The organism is Streptomyces violaceorubidus (assembly GCF_000717995.1).
Taxonomy (GTDB): domain Bacteria; phylum Actinomycetota; class Actinomycetes; order Streptomycetales; family Streptomycetaceae; genus Streptomyces; species Streptomyces violaceorubidus.
Window position 1 is genome coordinate 39,778 of record NZ_JODM01000048.1, and the last position, 16,099, is coordinate 55,876.

Consider the following 16,099-nt stretch of genomic DNA (forward strand, 5'->3'; position numbering starts at 1 on the left):
GCACGCCCCGTCAGGACGCCCCGTCAGAGCACCCCATCAGGACGCCCCGTCAGGACGCTCCCTCCGGAGCGGTGACCGGGGCCGTGTCCGGACCCGGGGCGTGCGCCGGATCGGACGCCGGCAGTGCGGGAACGGGGGCCGGGGGCGTCGCGGCCTGCGGGCCGACGGACTCGGCGCGCGGACCGGCCGCTCTCAGCAAGTTGTTGTAGGTGCGTCTGAGGATCTTCGACGCCTGGCACACGGCGCCTCTGCCCGCGCAGAAGCGACACTCCCGCACATGGTCCTCGTACACCGCACGGGCCCGCTCCAGCGGTTCCTGACCTGACTGCATGGCTCTTCCTCGAATTCCGGCCGGCGCCCGCTACACCCATGGGGGTCACAGGCGCGTGGAGAGTCCCCCAAGTGGCTCAACGGAAGTGCACCGGCCCGGGGTTCACGCCGCGGGACACCACATCCCGCGGCAGTCCTTCGCCCCGACACCCGCTTTCGCACACATGTGTCGGTGGCCGACTTTGACCCTTGCGAGAGCGTATGCACACGTGTTTGCGTGTGCGGACAGAACGGGCTTTCCGCTCAGCGCGAAGGGAACCAAGATGATCGACAGGCGTGCCCTCCTCCGCACCAGCGGCGTCGCGGCAGCGGCCGGCGCACTCGGTGCCGCTCTGCCCGCCTCCGCCGAGGCCGCGGAGTCCTCCCGTCACGGCGTGGCCCCCGCCCCCTCGGACACCGACCCCACCGAGGGCGTCACCCGCACCCTGCTCCAGGAACACCCCTCGCCCGCCGAGGGCTGGGAGGCCGTACAGACGCTGGTGCAGATCCCGCGGCACAAGGAGTCCGGCCGGCACAGCCACCCCGGTGTGGAGGTGGGATACATCGTCCGGGGCGACGTCCTCATGGAGTTCGACGACAGGCCGCCCCTGCGCCTGCGCACCGGGGACCCCTTCTTCATCCCGGACGGCGTGATCCACAACGCCCGCAACGTCGGCAGGGTCACGACGATGATGCTCTCCACGTACGTGGTCGACGAGACCAAGCCCCTCGTGACCACGTACTAGATGCCCCCTGGTGACCGGGAAGCTGCCGGGGAACTGCCGGGGTGTCGCCGGAAGCTGCCGGGGAACTGCCGGGGTGCTGCCGGGGGAGTGCCGCGGACGCGGGTGCGGGACTCCCATGCGTGAGTCATACACAAACCGTAGGGCTCCCCCTATGGTCCGGGCACCGCGCCGCCCTGCATGCTGAGAGCATGTGCATCAATATCGTCGTCGTAGACGACGACCCGGGGTTCCGCCGCATCGCCACGACGCTGCTGACGGCACGGGGCCTGCGTGTCGTCGCGGAATCATGGGACGGTGCCTCGGCCCTGGACGCCGTGCGGGCGCACCGTCCGCACGGCGTGCTGATGGATCTGCACCTGCCCGACCTCGACGGACTCAGCGTGGCCCGGCGTCTGACCGAGGAGGGGGACGCGCCGCGGATCGTGCTGACCTCCACCGACAGGTCCCTGTGGGCGCGGGAGGAGCTGGACCGGGCGGGCATCGAGTGCTTCGTGGCCAAGGACAAGCTGTTCGACGCGGATCTGCGGGGCCTGTTCACCGCACCGACGCCCTGACCTCCCGGCGGCGGCCGGGGACGGGCGGGGGCGGGCGGTTCCCCGTCCCGCCCCTGGCCGCCGTGACGGCGTGCGTGCGGGCTACTGCCCGAGGTAGCGCAGCACCGCCAGCACGCGCCGGTGCTGTCCGGTCGCCGTCTGGTTGAGGCCCAGCTTCATGAAGATGCCGGTCACGTGCCGCTCCACGGCCGCCACGCTCACGAAGAGCTGCTCGGAGATCCCCGTGTTGGAGTGGCCCTCGGCCATCAGCGCCAGGACCTGGCGCTCCTTGGGCGTCAGCCCGGCCAAGGGGTCCTCGGGGCGCTTGCGGCCCAGCAGCGCCGATATGACGTCCGGGTCGAGGGCGGAGTCCCGGGCCACGACCCGTTCCACGGCGTCGATGAGGAGCTGGGGGCTGGCCACCTTCTCCTTCAGCAGGTAGCCCACCCCGCTCGGATCGTCCCCGACCAGGTCCAGCGCGTAGGAGGCGTCGAGGAACTGGGACAGGACGATCACCGCGGTCTCCGGCCGCGCCGCACGGATCTTGCGCACGGCGTCCAGCCCGTCCGCCTCCAGGGCCGGCGGCATCCGGATGTCCGTGATCACCACGTCGGGGAGGTGCTCCTCGGCCGCGCGCACGAGGTCGACCGCGTTGTCCACGGCGGCGACCACGTCGATGCCCGCCGTGCGCAGAATGGTCGCGATGCCTTCGCGGACGATCGGCTGGTCCTCACCGAGTACCGCCCGACGTGGTTCCTTCATGACGGCATCCTAGCGCGCGCACATATTGCGCCGATACGACGAGCGGATGCGGTGCCGGCCCTCTCGCGGGGCGCGGCACCCGGCGACCGCCGGCCCGGCCGTCACCTCACCTCCTCGGCGGGTGCGGGGCGTCCGCGAGCCGGCCGCGGGCCGTCTTCCCGCGCATGCCGCCCGCGTCGTCCCGGACGGGCACATGTGTGCCATCCGTCCGTCCCAGGATGTGCCGGGCGGACGCACGCCGACTGTCAAGGGCACCTGACATGTCCTGCGGGCACACCGCACGTCCGTTGTGGGGTTAACCCGAGGTTCGGGTGTGCGCCCGCCCCTCCGAGAGCAGCCCGGCGCGCCGTGCGTGGAGGTTGCGCCGCACGTCAGGAGACGTGTCCGCGGACCGACGTGGGGTGTGCCCTACGGCGCCCTGGGGGAGCCCCGAGGAAGGCCGAGGGGCCACACGACAGACCCTGTGGCCGCCCCGGCCGAAACTTGGCGCCTGGACCGGGAGTTCCCGGCCGGGCACCAGGCACCAGGCACCAGGCACCAGGCACCAGGCACCAGGCTCCGCCGAGCGAATCGGAGGGAGTCGCTCCGGTAAGCACCAGGAAACACCACACGAGGCACGGGCGCCACCGTCGGAAACCTTTCGGGCCGACCGGGCCCGTCCGCACCGGCGGGCCCCACCAGGCAGGACCAGGACGCCCCGCGCGAACCACGCACACATGTGCCGAGGAACGGAAGTAGACATGACACGGCTGGACACCACCCGGGACGAGGTCCGGAACGTGCCGGACCGATCCCGCGGCCGCGTGGTCGCCGGCCCGGGCGGCGCCCTCACCAGGGCGGCCATGCTGGCCGGTGCCCTGGTCTCCTCCCTGGTGGGCGGCGTACTGGTCGTCGCGCCCGTCGGCACGGTGACGGCGGCCGGAGCGTTCTTCGGGGTGCACATGGCCGTGCAGGGAGCACTGCAACTGCTCGCCGTCCACGACTCCGGGGCGTCGAAGCCGGTCGGCCGACTGCTGTTCGCCGGAGGTGTCGCCGCCCTGCTGCTGGGCGCGGCCCTCGTCCACGGCTGGGTGGACACCGTGTTCCTGCTCGGAGTGTGGACGGGCTGCGGCTGGCTGCTGCGCGGGCTCACCATGGCCCTCTCCGTCACCTCCTCCTCGGTGAGCCACGTCTTCGTCTACGACGACCTGCTGAACGCGGCGATCGTCTCGGCGGGTCTGTTCATGACCGCGTTCCCCTTCTCGTCCCTCGGGACGCTGACCCACGTCGGCGGCTCGGCACTGATGGTCATCGGTGTCGTCGAGGCGATCGCCGCCGCCCGTCGGCACCCCCGCACCCTGCGCGCCATCGACTGAGGCGGGCCCCGGTTCGGGGCAGCGCACGACCACACACGTCCAGGCCGGTCGACCGGCCGACCCCCCTTGGAGGCGACCATGAAGAAGTGCCACCTCACCCTGGAGATCACCCACTGGGTGACGTCCGAACTCTCCCTGGACCTGAACTGCGAGTTCACCTACGACAGCAGTGACCCGCTGGCCGTCACCCTGGTCCTGGACAGCGACGGCGAACGGCCGGTGCGATGGATCTTCTGCCGCCAGCTCCTGGCCGACGGCCTGGTCTCCCGCGTCGGCGAGGGCGAAGTCATCCTCTGGCCGCTGTTCGACAGCGACGGCGAGCGGTCCACCTTCTGCATGCGGGTGGGGGCGGGCGACCGCACGGCCCTCTTCGAGATCCCCATCGAGCCGGTCGGCCAGTGGCTCGCCCGCACCTGGAACATGGTGCCCCTGGGGACCGAACTGGACGGCGTCGACTGGGACGAGCTCGTCCAGCTGGCAGAGTGATGCAACCGTCCACGGGAACCGGTTCGACGCCGCCCCTCGAACGACGACCGGCAGTCGGACGGCACCGCCCGCGGCCCGGTTCCCGCGCCGCGAGGCCGTGCCGGGGGACGGCGACACCCGGTTCACGGTGGCCCCGCCGCGCGGGACCGGCCCGAGTGCCGCCCTCGCGGTGACCGGTGCGCGCAGGGCGCCGTCGCCCGGTGGGTGGTGGCCCGCGCTCCGGGCCGGACGGCCGGAACCGGCGGCGTGGCCCCGGCCTCCTCGCCCCGCTCCCCGGTGCGCTCCCCTGCCGTCCCGGCCGGCCGGGACGACCGCCCGCCGGAAGGGCGCGCGCCGCCCGCGACCCCCTGCGCCACCGCCCCGACCAGCCGGCCCGGCCCCGAGCACCGCCGGCGCCCCGCACCCCCCCGAACCCCCCACCGCTGTACCAACGCCCGGCCCCGTCCCCCGACGGGACCCGCGTCCCCGCAAGGAGAAAGTCCGATGGCCGCACCCGTCCCGCCCCGCCCCGACCCCCGGTCCCCCTGGCGCTCCGAGGGAGTACCGGGCGGGGGCCCGCCCCCCGACGGCCGGCGCCGCCGCCTGGGCTGTCTGGCGCAGGTGGTCATCTTCGTCGTGATCTACCTGGCGACGGGGCTGGTCTACAACGGCATGCACGGCGACGGCACCACGTCCGTCGACTACACCGCCTTCACCGCGCAGTTGGACGCGGGCAACGTCCGGACCGTCTACTCCCGCGGCTCCGAGATCCAGGGCACGCTGAAGAAGGAGCGCGAGGTGCCCGGCGACGGCGACGGCACCACGTACCGGAAGTTCAAGACGTACAAGCCCGCCTTCGCCGACTCCGCCCAGTTGTGGCGCGAGATCACCGAGAAGAAGGTCTCGGTCTCCGCCTCGCCGGTGGCCCGGGGGCCGGGTCTCGGCCAGTCCCTGCTGGTGTCGCTGCTGCCCACCGCCCTGCTGATCGGCGTGTGGCTGTTCGTGGCCCGCAGGGCCGGCGGCGGGCTCGGCGGCACGCGCGGGGTGCTGGGCCGCAAGCCGCCCAAGCCGGTCCAGGCGGAGGAGGGCCGCACCAGCTTCGCCGACGTGGCCGGCATCGACGAGGTCAAGGGCGAACTGAGCGAGGTGGTCGACTTCCTCCGGCGCCCGGAGGCCTATCACCGGCTCGGTGCCAAGATGCCCCGGGGCGTGCTGCTCGCGGGCCCGCCGGGCACCGGGAAGACGCTCCTGGCGCGCGCGGTCGCCGGTGAGGCGGGGGTGCCGTTCTTCTCGGCGTCCGCCTCCGAGTTCATCGAGATGATCGTGGGGGTGGGCGCCTCCCGGGTGCGGGAGCTGTTCGCCGAGGCCCGCAAGGTCGCGCCGGCCATCGTCTTCATCGACGAGATCGACACCATCGGCCGGGCCCGCACCGGTTCGGCGGTCGGCGGCCACGACGAGCGGGAGCAGACGCTCAACCAGATCCTCACCGAGATGGACGGCTTCACCGCCTCCGACGGCGTCGTGGTGGTCGCCGCGACCAACCGGGCCGAGATCCTGGACGCGGCGCTGACCCGGCCCGGCCGGTTCGACCGTGTGGTGACCGTCTCCCCGCCCGACCGCGACGGCCGCGAGGCCATCCTGCGCATCCACACCCGCGCCATGCCGCTCGCCCCGGACGTCGACCTGGCCCGGGTGGCCCGTACGACACCGGGCATGACCGGCGCTGAACTCGCCAACCTCGCCAACGAGGCCGCCCTCTGCGCGGTCCGGCACGCCCGGGACCGGGTCACCGGAGGCGACCTGTCCGACGCCCTGGAGAAGATCCAGCTCGGCGCCCAGCGTCCGCTGGTGATGCCGGAGGAGGAGCGCCGGCGCACCGCCTACCACGAGAGCGGGCACGCCCTGCTGGGCATGCTCCAGCCGGGCGCCGACCCGGTCTCGGTGCTGCCCGCCGACTCGCAGCAGCCGTACGGCATGTCGGCCGCCCCGCAGACCCTGGACCTGGTCGACGCCGAGGTCCGCCGGATCGTCGAGGAGTGCCACGCCGAGGCCTGGCGGACCCTCCGGGACAACCGCCACCGCCTGGACGCCCTGGCCGAGGCCCTGCTGGAGCACGAGACGCTGGACGAGGCGGACGCCTACCGCATCGCGGGCGTCCCGTCCCTCACCGCGGGTCCCGCCGGGGAACGGGCCACCGCGCGGGCCGACCGGAGCGCCTGACGCGAGCGCGCGCCGCGCCGGGCACCGCCCGCCTCAGTCCCGTATCGGGATCTGGATCAGGAGGGTGGTGCCCCGGCCGGGCGGGGAGTCGATGGTCAGCTTGCCGTCGAAAGCGGCCACGCGGTCGGCCAGGCCGGTCATCCCGCTGCCCGCGGTCGCCTTGCCCACGCCGCCGATCCCGTCGTCGGCGACCTTGATCCGCAAAACCTCCCCGAACTCCACGCGGACGTCGATCCGGGACGCCCGGGCGTGCTTGACCGCGTTGGTCACGGCCTCGGCCACCACGAAGTACGCGTTCGACTCGACCGTGGAGGAGATCCTGCGCTCGTTCTCGCACTCCACGACCGTGGGCACCGGGCACCGGGAGGCCAGGTCCCTCACCGCCGCCACCAGGCCCTTGACGGTGAGCACCAGCGGATAGATCCCCGAGGCCAGCTCCCGCAGCTCGTTGATCGCGGTCTGCGCGTTGTCGATCGACTGGTCGAGCAGGTCGATCGCGGTCGTCTCGGTCTCGGGCAGCAGCTCGCGCGCCAGCCGCAGGCCGATCATCAGACTGACCAGCCGCTGCTGCGCCCCGTCGTGCAGATCCCGGGCGGTGCGCCGGTGGACGGCCTCGGTGCTCTCCATGATGCGCCGGCGGCTGTCCTGGAGGGAGGCGGCCATGCTGTTGAAGGAGGTGCCCAGCGCTCCGATCTCCGCGATTCTGCTGGGGGCGACCCGCACGCTGAGGTCACCGCCCGCCAGCTCCTGGGCCGCCGACGCCGCCCCGCGCACCGGACGGACCACCGCGCGGTGCTGGAGGACGGTGAAGACGGCGAACAGCGCCATGGACGCCGCGAGACCGACCGCGGCGGCGGTCACCGCCTGGTGGCTGTTGGCCCCCGCGGCGTCGGTGCGCTCGGCGAGCTGGACACGCTCGTCGGCCATGTACTGGTCGAACTGGGCCCGCAGCCCGTCCACCCGCCGCTTGCCCTCGGTCGCCTCCTCGAGCGAACCGGCCGTGGGATCTCCCGCCCGGACCTTGGCGACCAGCGGCACCGAGTAGTCGTCGAGGAAGGACCGCACCCCCCGGGTGATCCGCTCGGCGGCGCGCCGCTGCTCCACCGAGGTCGTGCTGTCGGTGAACTGCCGGGCCTCCAGGGGCAGCGCCTTGCGCGCCGCCTGCCACGGTTCGAGGAATTCGTCGTGCTTGGTGATCACGAAGCCGCGCTGCCCGGTCTCCAGGTCGACGAGGAGCTGTTCCATGCCGCCGGCCTTGACGAGGGCGGTCCGCGAGGCCCGCCGGGCCGAAGTCGAGTTGTTGGCGTCGTTGATCGCCCACAGCAGGACGGCGAACGCGACACCGATCAGCGCGGCGAGCAGTCCGCTCGCCGCGACCGTGAGACTTGTCAGCCCCAGCGTCCGACGTCTGTGGTCACGCCCAGCACTCATGGTCCGCCCTGCCCCCGTGGATGAGAATGAGACAGGCAAAGTGTGCAATGTATCCGGCCAGAGCAGAAGACATGTCCGGAAAGTGAGCACCGAAACACATCCGGAGCGTCCCCGGCCCGGCATCCCTCCGTACGCGTCGCGAGCGGATCGGCCGTGGTCGCCGTGGCCGGGACGCGTCATCCGGGCGGCGACACGTATCCGTGTGACGGACCGGGCCGATTCGGTCACCGGGGCCCCGTGGGGGCCGGCGACCCCGTCTCAGACCGGCCGGATGTTGTGGTTGAAGCGGAACAGGTTGGCAGGGTCGTAGTGCCGCTTGACCTCGGCCAGCCTCGAATACCGCACCGGGCCGTACGCCGCCCGCACCGCCTCCTCGTCGGTGGCCTCCTGCGCCGACAGGAAGTTGACCACGCTCCGGTCGGCGGCCCAGGGAGCGAGCCCGCCGACGGCCTGGGCGAGCTCCTCCCCGAGCGCCCCGGCCCGCTCGCCGCCGCCCGCGGCCGAGACCACCACCACGAAGGGCACCCCCCGGGACGCCACCGCGTTGGGCACCTCCGGCTCCCGGTCCAGGGCGCCGCCGAGGGCGCGGATCTCCAGCCGCGCCGGTCGGCGGACGGAGCCGGGACCGGCCAGCCGCACCAGGACGTCCGCCGCCTCCCGAGGTAACGCCCGCAGGGCCACGGTGCGGTGGACCGGGGGCAGCGGGTCCGCGTCCTGGTGGATCTCCCCGAACGCGGTGACGGGCCTGGTCCCCACCGTGTCGAGCAGGACGGGAGCCGCCGCGCGCAGCGGTGCGACGAGCCGGTCGCACTCCTCGGCGGCGCCCAGGTGGCCGACGCGGACATGGACGACGGAGCTGCCGCGCAGCGCCCGCGGCACCGAGGCAAGGCCGGGCATCGGCCGGACGGCGAGGGACGAGGACATCTCCTCCGGTACGGTCGCCACCCACCGGCGCCACGCCTCCAGCACCCCGGCGAGCCGCTCGCCGGCGAAGAAGATCCCCCCGCCCTGGAAGCGGGTCACCGGGAAGACCCGGAACTCGATCTCGGTCACCACACCGAAGTTGCCCTTGCCGCCGAGCAGCGCCCAGAACAGGGACGGCTCCCGCTCGGGCGTGACGGTGCGCAGTTCCCCGTCCGCCGTGACCACCTTGACGCGCAGCACGTGGTCGGCGGCGTACCCGTGCGTCCGGCCCAGCAGGGGGCTCAGCCCGCCCCCCAGGGTGTAGCCGACCACTCCGACGCCCGGGGCGGAGCCCATGACGGGCGCGAGGCCGAGGGGCGCGGTGCGTGCGACGACCTCGTCCCAGAGCACACCGGCCCCGGCCCGTACGCTGCGGGTGGCCGCCTCGACGGACAGGCTCTTCATCCGTCCGGTGGTGATGAGCAGGCCGCCGTCGGCGGACCCGACGACCTGGTGGGCGGCGGACTTCACGGCGACGGGCAGTCCCTGCCAGGCGGCGAAGGAGACCGCCTTGCGCACGTCGTCCTCGCCGGTGGCCCCGACCACGGCGGTGGGCCGCAGGGGCCGGTCAGGGTCGGCGGTGGCGCACTCGGCGGCGTAGCCGTCCGAGCCGGGAGTCAGCACGGGGCCGGCCACATCCCGCAGGACCAGTCGCATCACGTCCTGCGTCCTGAGGGACGGCACCGGCCGTCCACGAAGTTCCCCGCTCATCTGCCTCTCGGTTCCGCCTGGTCGCCGAGGCCCGTCCGCCCGCCGGGCCCGATCGCACGCGCGCGTCTCGCGGCGGATCGGGGGGAGGGGAAAGCCTGCTCACCACAAGCACGGAGCGCGGGGACCCGGAGTTCACACGTCTTCGGTCCCGCCTGCCCGACATCTCATATCGTCACCGTCTTGACAGGTGACGCATGGGGTGGTGAAAATGTCCGTCAGGTCCGATCGGACCGGCATCGTCCGCCCCGCGGACGTACGGCAGGACGGAGAACGGCATGCACAAGAGCAACGCGGTGCGCCGCGCCGCCGCCCTCGTCGGGGGCGGCGCCCTGCTGCTGACCGGTGTCGCGCTGCTCGTCCTGCCCGGACCCGGCCTCCTCCTCGTCCTCGCCGGACTCGTGGTCCTCTCCCGGCAGTTTCCCGTCTTCGCCAGGTATGTGGACCCGGTGCGCGAACGCGCCCTGCGGGCCGCCGAGGACAGCGTGTCCTCGCCCCTGCGGATCGCCGCCTCCGTGCTGGCCGGCGCGGCGCTCCTGGCCGCGGGCCTGACCTGGGGGCTGCGGCCCCGACTGCCGTTCGGCGGCTGGGCCACGGGGGCCGGTCTGCTCCTGTCCGGAGTGGTCCTCCTCGCCCTGCTGGTGTGGAGCCACCGCCGGGTACGGCACCCGCACACACCTTGAGGCCCTAGGATGCGGGACATGCGATCCACGGGCTTCCTCCGGCGGATGACTCCCGGGTGGAAACGCCTGGTCACACGTATCATTGAGGCCGCCGCCGCGCGGAACGACAGACCACCGACCGTCGTCCAGGTGTTCGCCGCCCGGCGGCCCGTCGTCCTCGCCCTGTGCGCGAGCACGCCGATCGGCGTCCTCATGGCGCTGGCCGCACGGTCCCGCCTCGGCACCGTGCGCGGCGCGCTGTTCGTCCTGGCCAACTGGGTGCTCGTCGCCTGCGTGTTCGCCCTGGTCGGTTACGCGGAGCGGTTTCGGCAGCGGCGTACCCGCGGGCACCGGGGCGAATGACGTGTGGGCGGATGCCGTGTCAGTAAATGACATGTGAGCGAATGACGGACAACCGCCCTATGTACCTCAATGGCCTGATATAAACAGTCTATTGCGTGACCTGCGTGCTGCTCACGAAGGTGTCGACCCCTGCCCGGTGTCCGCCTTCCCCGCTCCGTCCACCTCGTGCGGCCGTCGACGACGAGCCGCGACGCCCTCCAGGACACCCGCCCTCGGAGACGTCTCCCGACCCCTTTTTGCGAGGCACCGATGTACCGCGACTTCCTCACCGGCGACTGGCAGACCCGCAGCGCCTGCAGAGGCGAGGACCCAGAACTGTTCTTCCCCGTGGGCGACAGCGGCCCGGCCCTCTTGCAGGCCGCGGACGCCAAGGCCGTGTGCCGCCTGTGCTCCGTCACCGAGGCCTGCCTGCGGTGGGCGATGGACGCCGGAGAGGTCCACGGCATATGGGGCGGGACGGACGAGGGGGACCGCCGCCTGATCCGCCGTGGCGCCGCCCGGGCCGCTGCCGCCTCCCGCACGGCGGACGTGTGAGGACCACCGCCCGCCGCACCCCCCGTTTCGGGCCGATTACCTCGCTCTGACACCTCACACCTCAAGCCGCCCACCCCGTAGAGTCCGCAACGGCGTACGGCGCGACGCGAGCAAGGGGGCGGACATTGACGGAGAGTACGGACACCGAGTCCGGACAGCACCCCGCCTTCCGCGCACCGCGCTTCGTCGGCAGGCGGGACGAGACGGCCGCGCTCTACTCGCTGCTCGAAGAGCCGGCCGTCGTCCTGCTCGACGGCGAGGCGGGCATCGGCAAGACCTGCCTGCTGCGGGAGTTCCTCGCCACCCGGGCGGAGCGCCGGATACCGCGCGCTGGTCGGTGCCTGCCCGGAGCTGAGGGTGCCGTCCACGCTCGGCGCGGTAGTGGACGCGGCGCCGACGGCGTCGGCAGCGTCGCGGGACTGGGTCTGAGCGGCCTGCGCGGGGCACTGCGCCCGCTGATCCCCGAGTGGGCCGATGACCTGCCGCCCGCGCCCGAACCGCTGGACGACGCTACCGCCGTGCGGCACCGCCTCTTCCGCGCCCTCGCCGAGGTCCTCGGTCGGCTCGACATGTCCGCCGTCTCGTCCGGCCCGAGCAGCACCGGCACAACCAGGCTGGGGACCTTGCCCTTGCCGGGCTGCATGGGCAGCGCGCGGTCGGCCGCTTGGGACGAGGTCGGGCATTGAGCCGCGCACGTCAGCCCAGTACACGGGGTCGCAGTTCGTGGTGTGGAAAGCCCTGTCGTTCATGCCGTGTGTCCGCAGCCGGCCGTAGGTCCGATCCACCGGGGAAGGTCTGCTGACGAACCCGTATCTGCACGGTTCATCGGACGAGCAGTGGTAGGAAAGGTGCCGTCTCCGTGATCAACTCGTGTTGCAGAGCGGTGAACCCGTGCAGGCCATGCTTCGTCCACGTGATGTGGAGGATCGTGGCTGATCGCCGGCGGCGACTTCGTGACGGGGACGGAGGGGCCGTTCAGGTAGTCCGGCAGTCGATTCCCCAACGGAACCGGCGACTCCTCTCTGTTGCCGAACCACAGCTCACCGTTTGACCGCCGGTGTCCGCCGCCGGCCCGTACAGCCGACCGCTCCGGGCACAGCGAGGGCGCCGAAACATGAATGGGATCATCTATGTCAACAAGAAGTCGTGCTGCCCTGAGAGCCCTTGTGGGGACTGGTGCCGCCGCGCTGGCCGTGACGGCGATAGGCGCGACCACCGCGCACGCCACGGGCCGACACCCGGATGCTGCCGGCCACACCAGCTACCAGTCCAGCCTGGGTGCCGGCAAGAACGACGCGGACTCCTGTCGTTTCTCTCTCGACGGCGACACGTGGATGTCCGCGGCCCAGTTCCGCACGGGTGCGCTGGCATCCGACAGCACTGGACAGGTACACATCGCGGTGCGCGGCGGTGAGGGCGACGGGTGCACCGTCTCCCTCGCCTCCTACGGAGCCCAGGGATCGACATGGCAGACGTCTGGGAAGCAGGTGCTCCTGGACTTCGACACCGTCACGGTCGCCCACCGTGTGACCGACACGCTCGACATCACTGTGCCCGGCCCCGAATGTTTCGCGCAGATCGACCTCTATGTCGGTGACACCAAGCACGACGGTGTGAGCGCCGACCTTCCCGAAGGCCCCGATCACCCTGTCTTCGGGAACGGCCTGATCGCCGCCTGGCACGGCGGGACCAAGACGTGCGACACAACCCAGCCGTCCCCGCCTGCCTCCGTCCCGCCGGCTTCCACGCCGGCGCCCTCCACCTCGGCGCCCTCCACGCCGGCTTCCACGCCGGCGCCCTCCACGTCGGCGCCCTCCACGCCGACTGCTTCCGCTCCGCCGGCTACCACGGCTCCGGCGGCCACGCCCGTTGCCACCTCCTCGTCCTCCACGCCGACGGCACTGCCGAGTCCGTCGAAGAGTGAGGGCGGCTCACTCGCCCATACCGGCAGCAGCAACGCGGTACCGCTGATGGCCGGTGCGGCAGCCCTGCTGGCCGCCGGTGGCGGACTGTTCCTCGCAACTCGTCGCCGGCAGGCGGCCCGCAAGCACTGAGATCCGCCTTCCTCCCTGTGCTGTGACGGTGCGCCGCGCTCGCGTGATCACGAGACACAAACGGCCATCTCGGGGCTCTGTCAGGCAGGTGAAGACCAAGTCGGCAGCTCGGCGCACACCGCAGCCTGGCCGGCCGCTCCATGCCCTGCCCCGCTGAGAGACTTCTCAGCGGGGCAGACTGCTGCCGTGCGGCGTCGACGCCGCACGGGCTCGCCGTGGGGGGATAAGGAGGCGCTGTCCGGCCTCCACAGCATCACGCAGGGGAGGATGCGTCCGGGCTGCTCAAAGGCAGAGTTGTGCGGCGCCCCGACGGACGTGAAGACGGCCAGCAGGAACGGTGACAGGGACGCGGCGCGATGACTTTCCCACGCCTTGGCCCTCCTTCAGCCCGTCGACATAGGCGTCCAGCAGGTCGCGTTCGACGGCTCGGCGTGTCTCCGTGCCGGCGCCGGAGGCGAGGAGACAGCCGCGTCGAGACAGGTGGTCTGCCAGTGGACGGCCGACAGCGGCGGCGCCGAGGGTGCGGCGCCGAAAGTCATCTCAGGAGGATAAGAAGTCAAGAGGGACCGTGAGTCTTGATCACCACTGGCCGCTGATTGGCTGGCCAACATGAATGATCTCGGACCCGTTGCGTGGCCGCCTGCACCGATCAGGACCGAGAGGCTCGTGCTGCGTGAGCCCGAGGTCTTCTTCGCGCTGCTGCAGAAGAACGTCCTCGACCGCCGTACCTGGTCCACCCGCGAAGAACTCCGGATCGCGATCGTGACCTGGATCGAGCGTACCTACCACCGACGCCGGCGGCAGAGACGCCTGGCCCGATTGACCCCCGTCGAGTACGAGACCATCATGACCCCAGCCGCAGCCCTGGCTGCATAAACCCCGCTGTCACCCAACCCTGCAGCAGTCCCAAGCGCAAGGCGGAGCAGTGGTTGGCCAACATCGAGGCCGACATGTCGCGCGGCGCCTACGTAGACCTCGTAGCTGGCAACGTCACGTTCGAGCAGTAAGCCACTGAGTGGATGGCCTCGTTAGATCCGGATCTGCTCACCCGTGAGTCGGTGGAGAGCCGTCTCCGCCTGCACGCAGGCTCGCAGCGAGTACCGGGGTCACCGCGACCCCGGCTTCACGCTGCGGACGTACACGCACCTGAGGCCGTCGAGCGGGACCCGGACCCGGGCCGCCGTGGCCCGCGTCTTCTCGGAGGGGGAGCCTGACGCTGACGACCCGGACACGGCCCACGAGGGCGCCTAGCTTGATCTTTAACCTGTGCGGCGTGGGCGAGGAGAAGCGGACTTCTTCGCTTTCGGTTTCGTGATGCCTGTTTTGCGGACTGTGTGGACGTCGTGGCGTGGGGTCGGCCGGGGGTTCTTGCGTCCGGGTGGTCGTCCGGACCGGGGCGGGAGGGTTTCGGTGCTCTGGCGGAACAGGTGGCCTTCGGGCGGAGGTGCCGGAAGTCGCGGCGGACCCGGGCAGGGGTGAGTCTGTCGGTCGGGGCCGGTTTCTCCCACGGCGGGCGAAGGTCGGCGGCGAGCGGGCGGGCGAGCCGGAGCTGGGTGAAGGCCGCGAGGATCAGCCAGGTCCAGCGGTCGGCGGCCTCCGGGGTTCGGATCTTCGGACAGGTCCAGCCCAGGGTCTGCTTGAACAGGCGGAAGGTGTGCTCGATGTCGAAGCGTCGCAGGAATGCCTGCCAGACCAGGTCGACCTGGGCGGCGGTGGCGTCGGTGCCCGACCACCACAGCCATACCGGCTTGGGGATGGCGCCGCTGGGCAGGCCCTCGACCCTCAGGAGGATCACGGTGCCCTCGATCACCGGCAGCGCACCCAGCTGGGCGGTCCAGGCGGAGCGAGGTGTCAGCCTCGGGTGGAGCCGGTCCCAGGCCCGGGCGGCTGCGACGCCGTAGAGGCGGGTCTCGGTCACGGTCGCCGCGTCAGGGGTGTTCCAGGTGGCGGGGTCGCCGAAGACGAACTCGCCACCATGGCGGGGCGGGCGGCCCCGGGTGCCGGGCTCACGGGGCGGTGCCGCACGGCGCAGGACGCGGTCCGAGCGCATCCGGCCCAGCACCTGCACCGGCAGGTCCCTGAGCAGGAAGGCCAGGCGGGGCACGTCGTACCGGCGTCCACCACGATCAGGATGTCCGGGTCGCCGCCTCGCCACTGCCCGGCGCCGACGAGCCGCTCGATCAGTTCACGCATCTGTCCAGCGGTGACCGTGGCGGCGTCGTCACCCGGTGCCAGACGCAGTGCGTCCAACGGAGCGGTCCACGAGCTGCGGCCCGTCTCCAGTGCGCAGATCACCGAGTACGGCCAGCCGGGGACGGGAATGTGCTGGTCCTTGCCGCGTCCGTAGGTGTGGCACAGGATCCGCTGCGGTGAGGTGTGCGCGTCGGGCCGCAGCCAGCAGGTGATGTCGGCGGCGAGCACCAGCCGCCCGTCCGCCGCCCGTGGCAAAGGCACCGCGGCGAGTGCCCGACGCAGTCGGGCCACCTCCACCCGGCCTGCGGCCAGGGCGTCGTAGAGCCCGCCGTGCCCACGCCGGTGTTCGCCCACCAGCGACAGCTCCACCAGCGGCCGGACCGGGCCGTCCGCACACAACACGGCGTCGGTCAGCTCGAACAGAGCGTCCGCACGTCTGGTCAGGCAGGAGTAGAACTCGCCCCGGAAGCGTGACAGTTCCGCGAACGGATCCTGCCGGACCGCATCATGCAGCAGACTCATCCCCACGGCCTTCGTGCTGAGTGTGTGTTCCTTGGTCGGAGCACATGCTCAGCGGAAGGCCGCCTGTACGTACGGTGGTTACCAGACCGGGTGATCAAGTACGAGAAGCCGTTCGACGTCCGAGGTTAAAGATCAAGCTAGTCCTCTGACCAGCGGTTATCTCAGTAGCCGAAGTTCTGCGTCCACCAATGGCCCCGTACGCCAATGTGGACGCCTACGCCGATAGTGGCGAAGTCCGGGCACAGGATGTTCGCCCGATGGCCGGGGCTGTCCATCCAG

15 protein-coding genes and 3 pseudogenes are annotated in these 16,099 nt (G+C 71.9%); 12 read left to right on the forward strand and 6 right to left on the reverse strand.

Annotated features, from left to right (window positions below):
- Positions 1-49 precede the first annotated feature (49 nt).
- Positions 50-331, reverse strand: a complete 282-nt coding sequence (locus IE94_RS39650) for a hypothetical protein (protein WP_037924270.1) — start codon at positions 329-331, stop codon at positions 50-52.
- A 262-nt stretch (positions 332-593) separates the two neighbouring features.
- Here IE94_RS39650 and IE94_RS0132495 point away from each other — a divergent pair, with 262 nt between their 5' ends.
- The gene (locus IE94_RS0132495; protein WP_030191576.1) at positions 594-1,055 is read left to right on the forward strand and encodes a cupin domain-containing protein; all 462 of its coding nucleotides are present in this window, start codon (positions 594-596) and stop codon (positions 1,053-1,055) included.
- A gap of 188 nt (positions 1,056-1,243) precedes the next feature.
- On the forward strand, positions 1,244-1,609 hold the full coding sequence (locus IE94_RS0132500) for a response regulator (RefSeq protein ID WP_030191578.1): 366 nt from the start codon (positions 1,244-1,246) through the stop codon (positions 1,607-1,609).
- 81 nt (positions 1,610-1,690) lie between these two features.
- Here the strand turns inward: IE94_RS0132500 and IE94_RS0132505 are convergent, their stop codons facing one another.
- Positions 1,691-2,350: a response regulator transcription factor gene (locus tag IE94_RS0132505; RefSeq protein ID WP_030191579.1), complete on the reverse strand. Its 660-nt coding sequence runs from the start codon at positions 2,348-2,350 to the stop codon at positions 1,691-1,693.
- Between the two features lie 740 nt (positions 2,351-3,090).
- On the opposite strand from IE94_RS0132505, the gene IE94_RS0132510 reads away from it, so the two are divergent.
- From IE94_RS0132510 to IE94_RS0132520, 3 genes are all read left to right on the forward strand, one after another.
- Positions 3,091-3,705: a hypothetical protein gene (locus tag IE94_RS0132510; RefSeq protein ID WP_030191582.1), complete on the forward strand. Its 615-nt coding sequence runs from the start codon at positions 3,091-3,093 to the stop codon at positions 3,703-3,705.
- 78 nt (positions 3,706-3,783) lie between these two features.
- Positions 3,784-4,191: an SsgA family sporulation/cell division regulator gene (locus IE94_RS0132515; RefSeq protein WP_030191584.1), complete on the forward strand. Its 408-nt coding sequence runs from the start codon at positions 3,784-3,786 to the stop codon at positions 4,189-4,191.
- A gap of 483 nt (positions 4,192-4,674) precedes the next feature.
- Positions 4,675-6,390: an ATP-dependent metallopeptidase FtsH/Yme1/Tma family protein gene (locus IE94_RS0132520; RefSeq protein WP_051777815.1), complete on the forward strand. Its 1,716-nt coding sequence runs from the start codon at positions 4,675-4,677 to the stop codon at positions 6,388-6,390.
- Between the two features lie 33 nt (positions 6,391-6,423).
- On the opposite strand, the gene IE94_RS0132525 is transcribed toward IE94_RS0132520, so the two are convergent.
- Both IE94_RS0132525 and IE94_RS0132530 read right to left on the reverse strand, forming a co-directional pair.
- Positions 6,424-7,821 carry a CHASE3 domain-containing protein gene (locus tag IE94_RS0132525; RefSeq protein ID WP_030191588.1) on the reverse strand — a complete coding sequence of 466 codons (1,398 nt, stop codon included), beginning with the start codon at positions 7,819-7,821 and terminating at the stop codon, positions 6,424-6,426.
- A 258-nt stretch (positions 7,822-8,079) separates the two neighbouring features.
- Complete coding sequence (locus IE94_RS0132530) at positions 8,080-9,441, reverse strand: FAD-binding oxidoreductase (protein ID WP_030191591.1); 1,362 nt, start codon at positions 9,439-9,441, stop codon at positions 8,080-8,082.
- Between the two features lie 329 nt (positions 9,442-9,770).
- Here IE94_RS0132530 and IE94_RS0132535 point away from each other — a divergent pair, with 329 nt between their 5' ends.
- The 7 genes and pseudogenes from IE94_RS0132535 to IE94_RS0132560 form a co-directional block, all read left to right on the forward strand.
- Positions 9,771-10,175, forward strand: coding sequence for a PGPGW domain-containing protein (locus IE94_RS0132535; RefSeq protein ID WP_030191594.1), 405 nt, complete (start codon positions 9,771-9,773; stop codon positions 10,173-10,175).
- An 18-nt stretch (positions 10,176-10,193) separates the two neighbouring features.
- Positions 10,194-10,517 carry a hypothetical protein gene (locus IE94_RS0132540; RefSeq protein ID WP_030191595.1) on the forward strand — a complete coding sequence of 108 codons (324 nt, stop codon included), beginning with the start codon at positions 10,194-10,196 and terminating at the stop codon, positions 10,515-10,517.
- Between the two features lie 249 nt (positions 10,518-10,766).
- Positions 10,767-11,051 (forward strand): WhiB family transcriptional regulator, encoded by a 285-nt coding sequence (locus IE94_RS0132545; protein WP_037924276.1) that lies wholly within the window; start codon positions 10,767-10,769, stop codon positions 11,049-11,051.
- Between the two features lie 125 nt (positions 11,052-11,176).
- Positions 11,177-11,737, forward strand: a complete 561-nt coding sequence (locus tag IE94_RS39655; protein ID WP_030191599.1) for an ATP-binding protein — start codon at positions 11,177-11,179, stop codon at positions 11,735-11,737.
- Between the two features lie 480 nt (positions 11,738-12,217).
- Positions 12,218-13,105 carry an LAETG motif-containing sortase-dependent surface protein gene (locus tag IE94_RS38640; protein ID WP_245235364.1) on the forward strand — a complete coding sequence of 296 codons (888 nt, stop codon included), beginning with the start codon at positions 12,218-12,220 and terminating at the stop codon, positions 13,103-13,105.
- 609 nt (positions 13,106-13,714) lie between these two features.
- Positions 13,715-13,789: pseudogene (locus tag IE94_RS40675) on the forward strand (GNAT family N-acetyltransferase); the annotation flags it as partial.
- Positions 13,787-13,981, forward strand: a pseudogene (locus IE94_RS0132560) (IS3 family transposase); the annotation flags it as partial. The pseudogenes IE94_RS40675 and IE94_RS0132560, both read left to right, overlap by 3 nt.
- Positions 13,982-14,364: 383 nt before the next feature.
- On the opposite strand, the pseudogene IE94_RS36405 reads toward IE94_RS0132560, so the two are convergent.
- A pseudogene (locus IE94_RS36405) lies at positions 14,365-15,820 on the reverse strand (NF041680 family putative transposase).
- A 161-nt stretch (positions 15,821-15,981) separates the two neighbouring features.
- The coding region (locus IE94_RS41355) for a CAP domain-containing protein (RefSeq protein WP_245235365.1) at positions 15,982-16,099 on the reverse strand (118 nt) is incomplete at its 5' end.

What these genes read in the sequence shown, in the direction of transcription:
- IE94_RS39650 (WP_037924270.1), bottom strand. Translation starts at nt 331, where the DNA reads ATGCAGTCAGGTCAGGAACCGCTGGAGCGGGCCCGTGCGGTGTACGAG.
- IE94_RS0132495 (WP_030191576.1), top strand. Translation starts at nt 594, where the DNA reads ATGATCGACAGGCGTGCCCTCCTCCGCACCAGCGGCGTCGCGGCAGCG.
- IE94_RS0132500 (WP_030191578.1), top strand. Translation starts at nt 1,244, where the DNA reads ATGTGCATCAATATCGTCGTCGTAGACGACGACCCGGGGTTCCGCCGC.
- IE94_RS0132505 (WP_030191579.1), bottom strand. Translation starts at nt 2,350, where the DNA reads ATGAAGGAACCACGTCGGGCGGTACTCGGTGAGGACCAGCCGATCGTC.
- IE94_RS0132510 (WP_030191582.1), top strand. Translation starts at nt 3,091, where the DNA reads ATGACACGGCTGGACACCACCCGGGACGAGGTCCGGAACGTGCCGGAC.
- IE94_RS0132515 (WP_030191584.1), top strand. Translation starts at nt 3,784, where the DNA reads ATGAAGAAGTGCCACCTCACCCTGGAGATCACCCACTGGGTGACGTCC.
- IE94_RS0132520 (WP_051777815.1), top strand. Translation starts at nt 4,675, where the DNA reads ATGGCCGCACCCGTCCCGCCCCGCCCCGACCCCCGGTCCCCCTGGCGC.
- IE94_RS0132525 (WP_030191588.1), bottom strand. Translation starts at nt 7,821, where the DNA reads ATGAGTGCTGGGCGTGACCACAGACGTCGGACGCTGGGGCTGACAAGT.
- IE94_RS0132530 (WP_030191591.1), bottom strand. Translation starts at nt 9,441, where the DNA reads ATGCGACTGGTCCTGCGGGATGTGGCCGGCCCCGTGCTGACTCCCGGC.
- IE94_RS0132535 (WP_030191594.1), top strand. Translation starts at nt 9,771, where the DNA reads ATGCACAAGAGCAACGCGGTGCGCCGCGCCGCCGCCCTCGTCGGGGGC.
- IE94_RS0132540 (WP_030191595.1), top strand. Translation starts at nt 10,194, where the DNA reads ATGCGATCCACGGGCTTCCTCCGGCGGATGACTCCCGGGTGGAAACGC.
- IE94_RS0132545 (WP_037924276.1), top strand. Translation starts at nt 10,767, where the DNA reads ATGTACCGCGACTTCCTCACCGGCGACTGGCAGACCCGCAGCGCCTGC.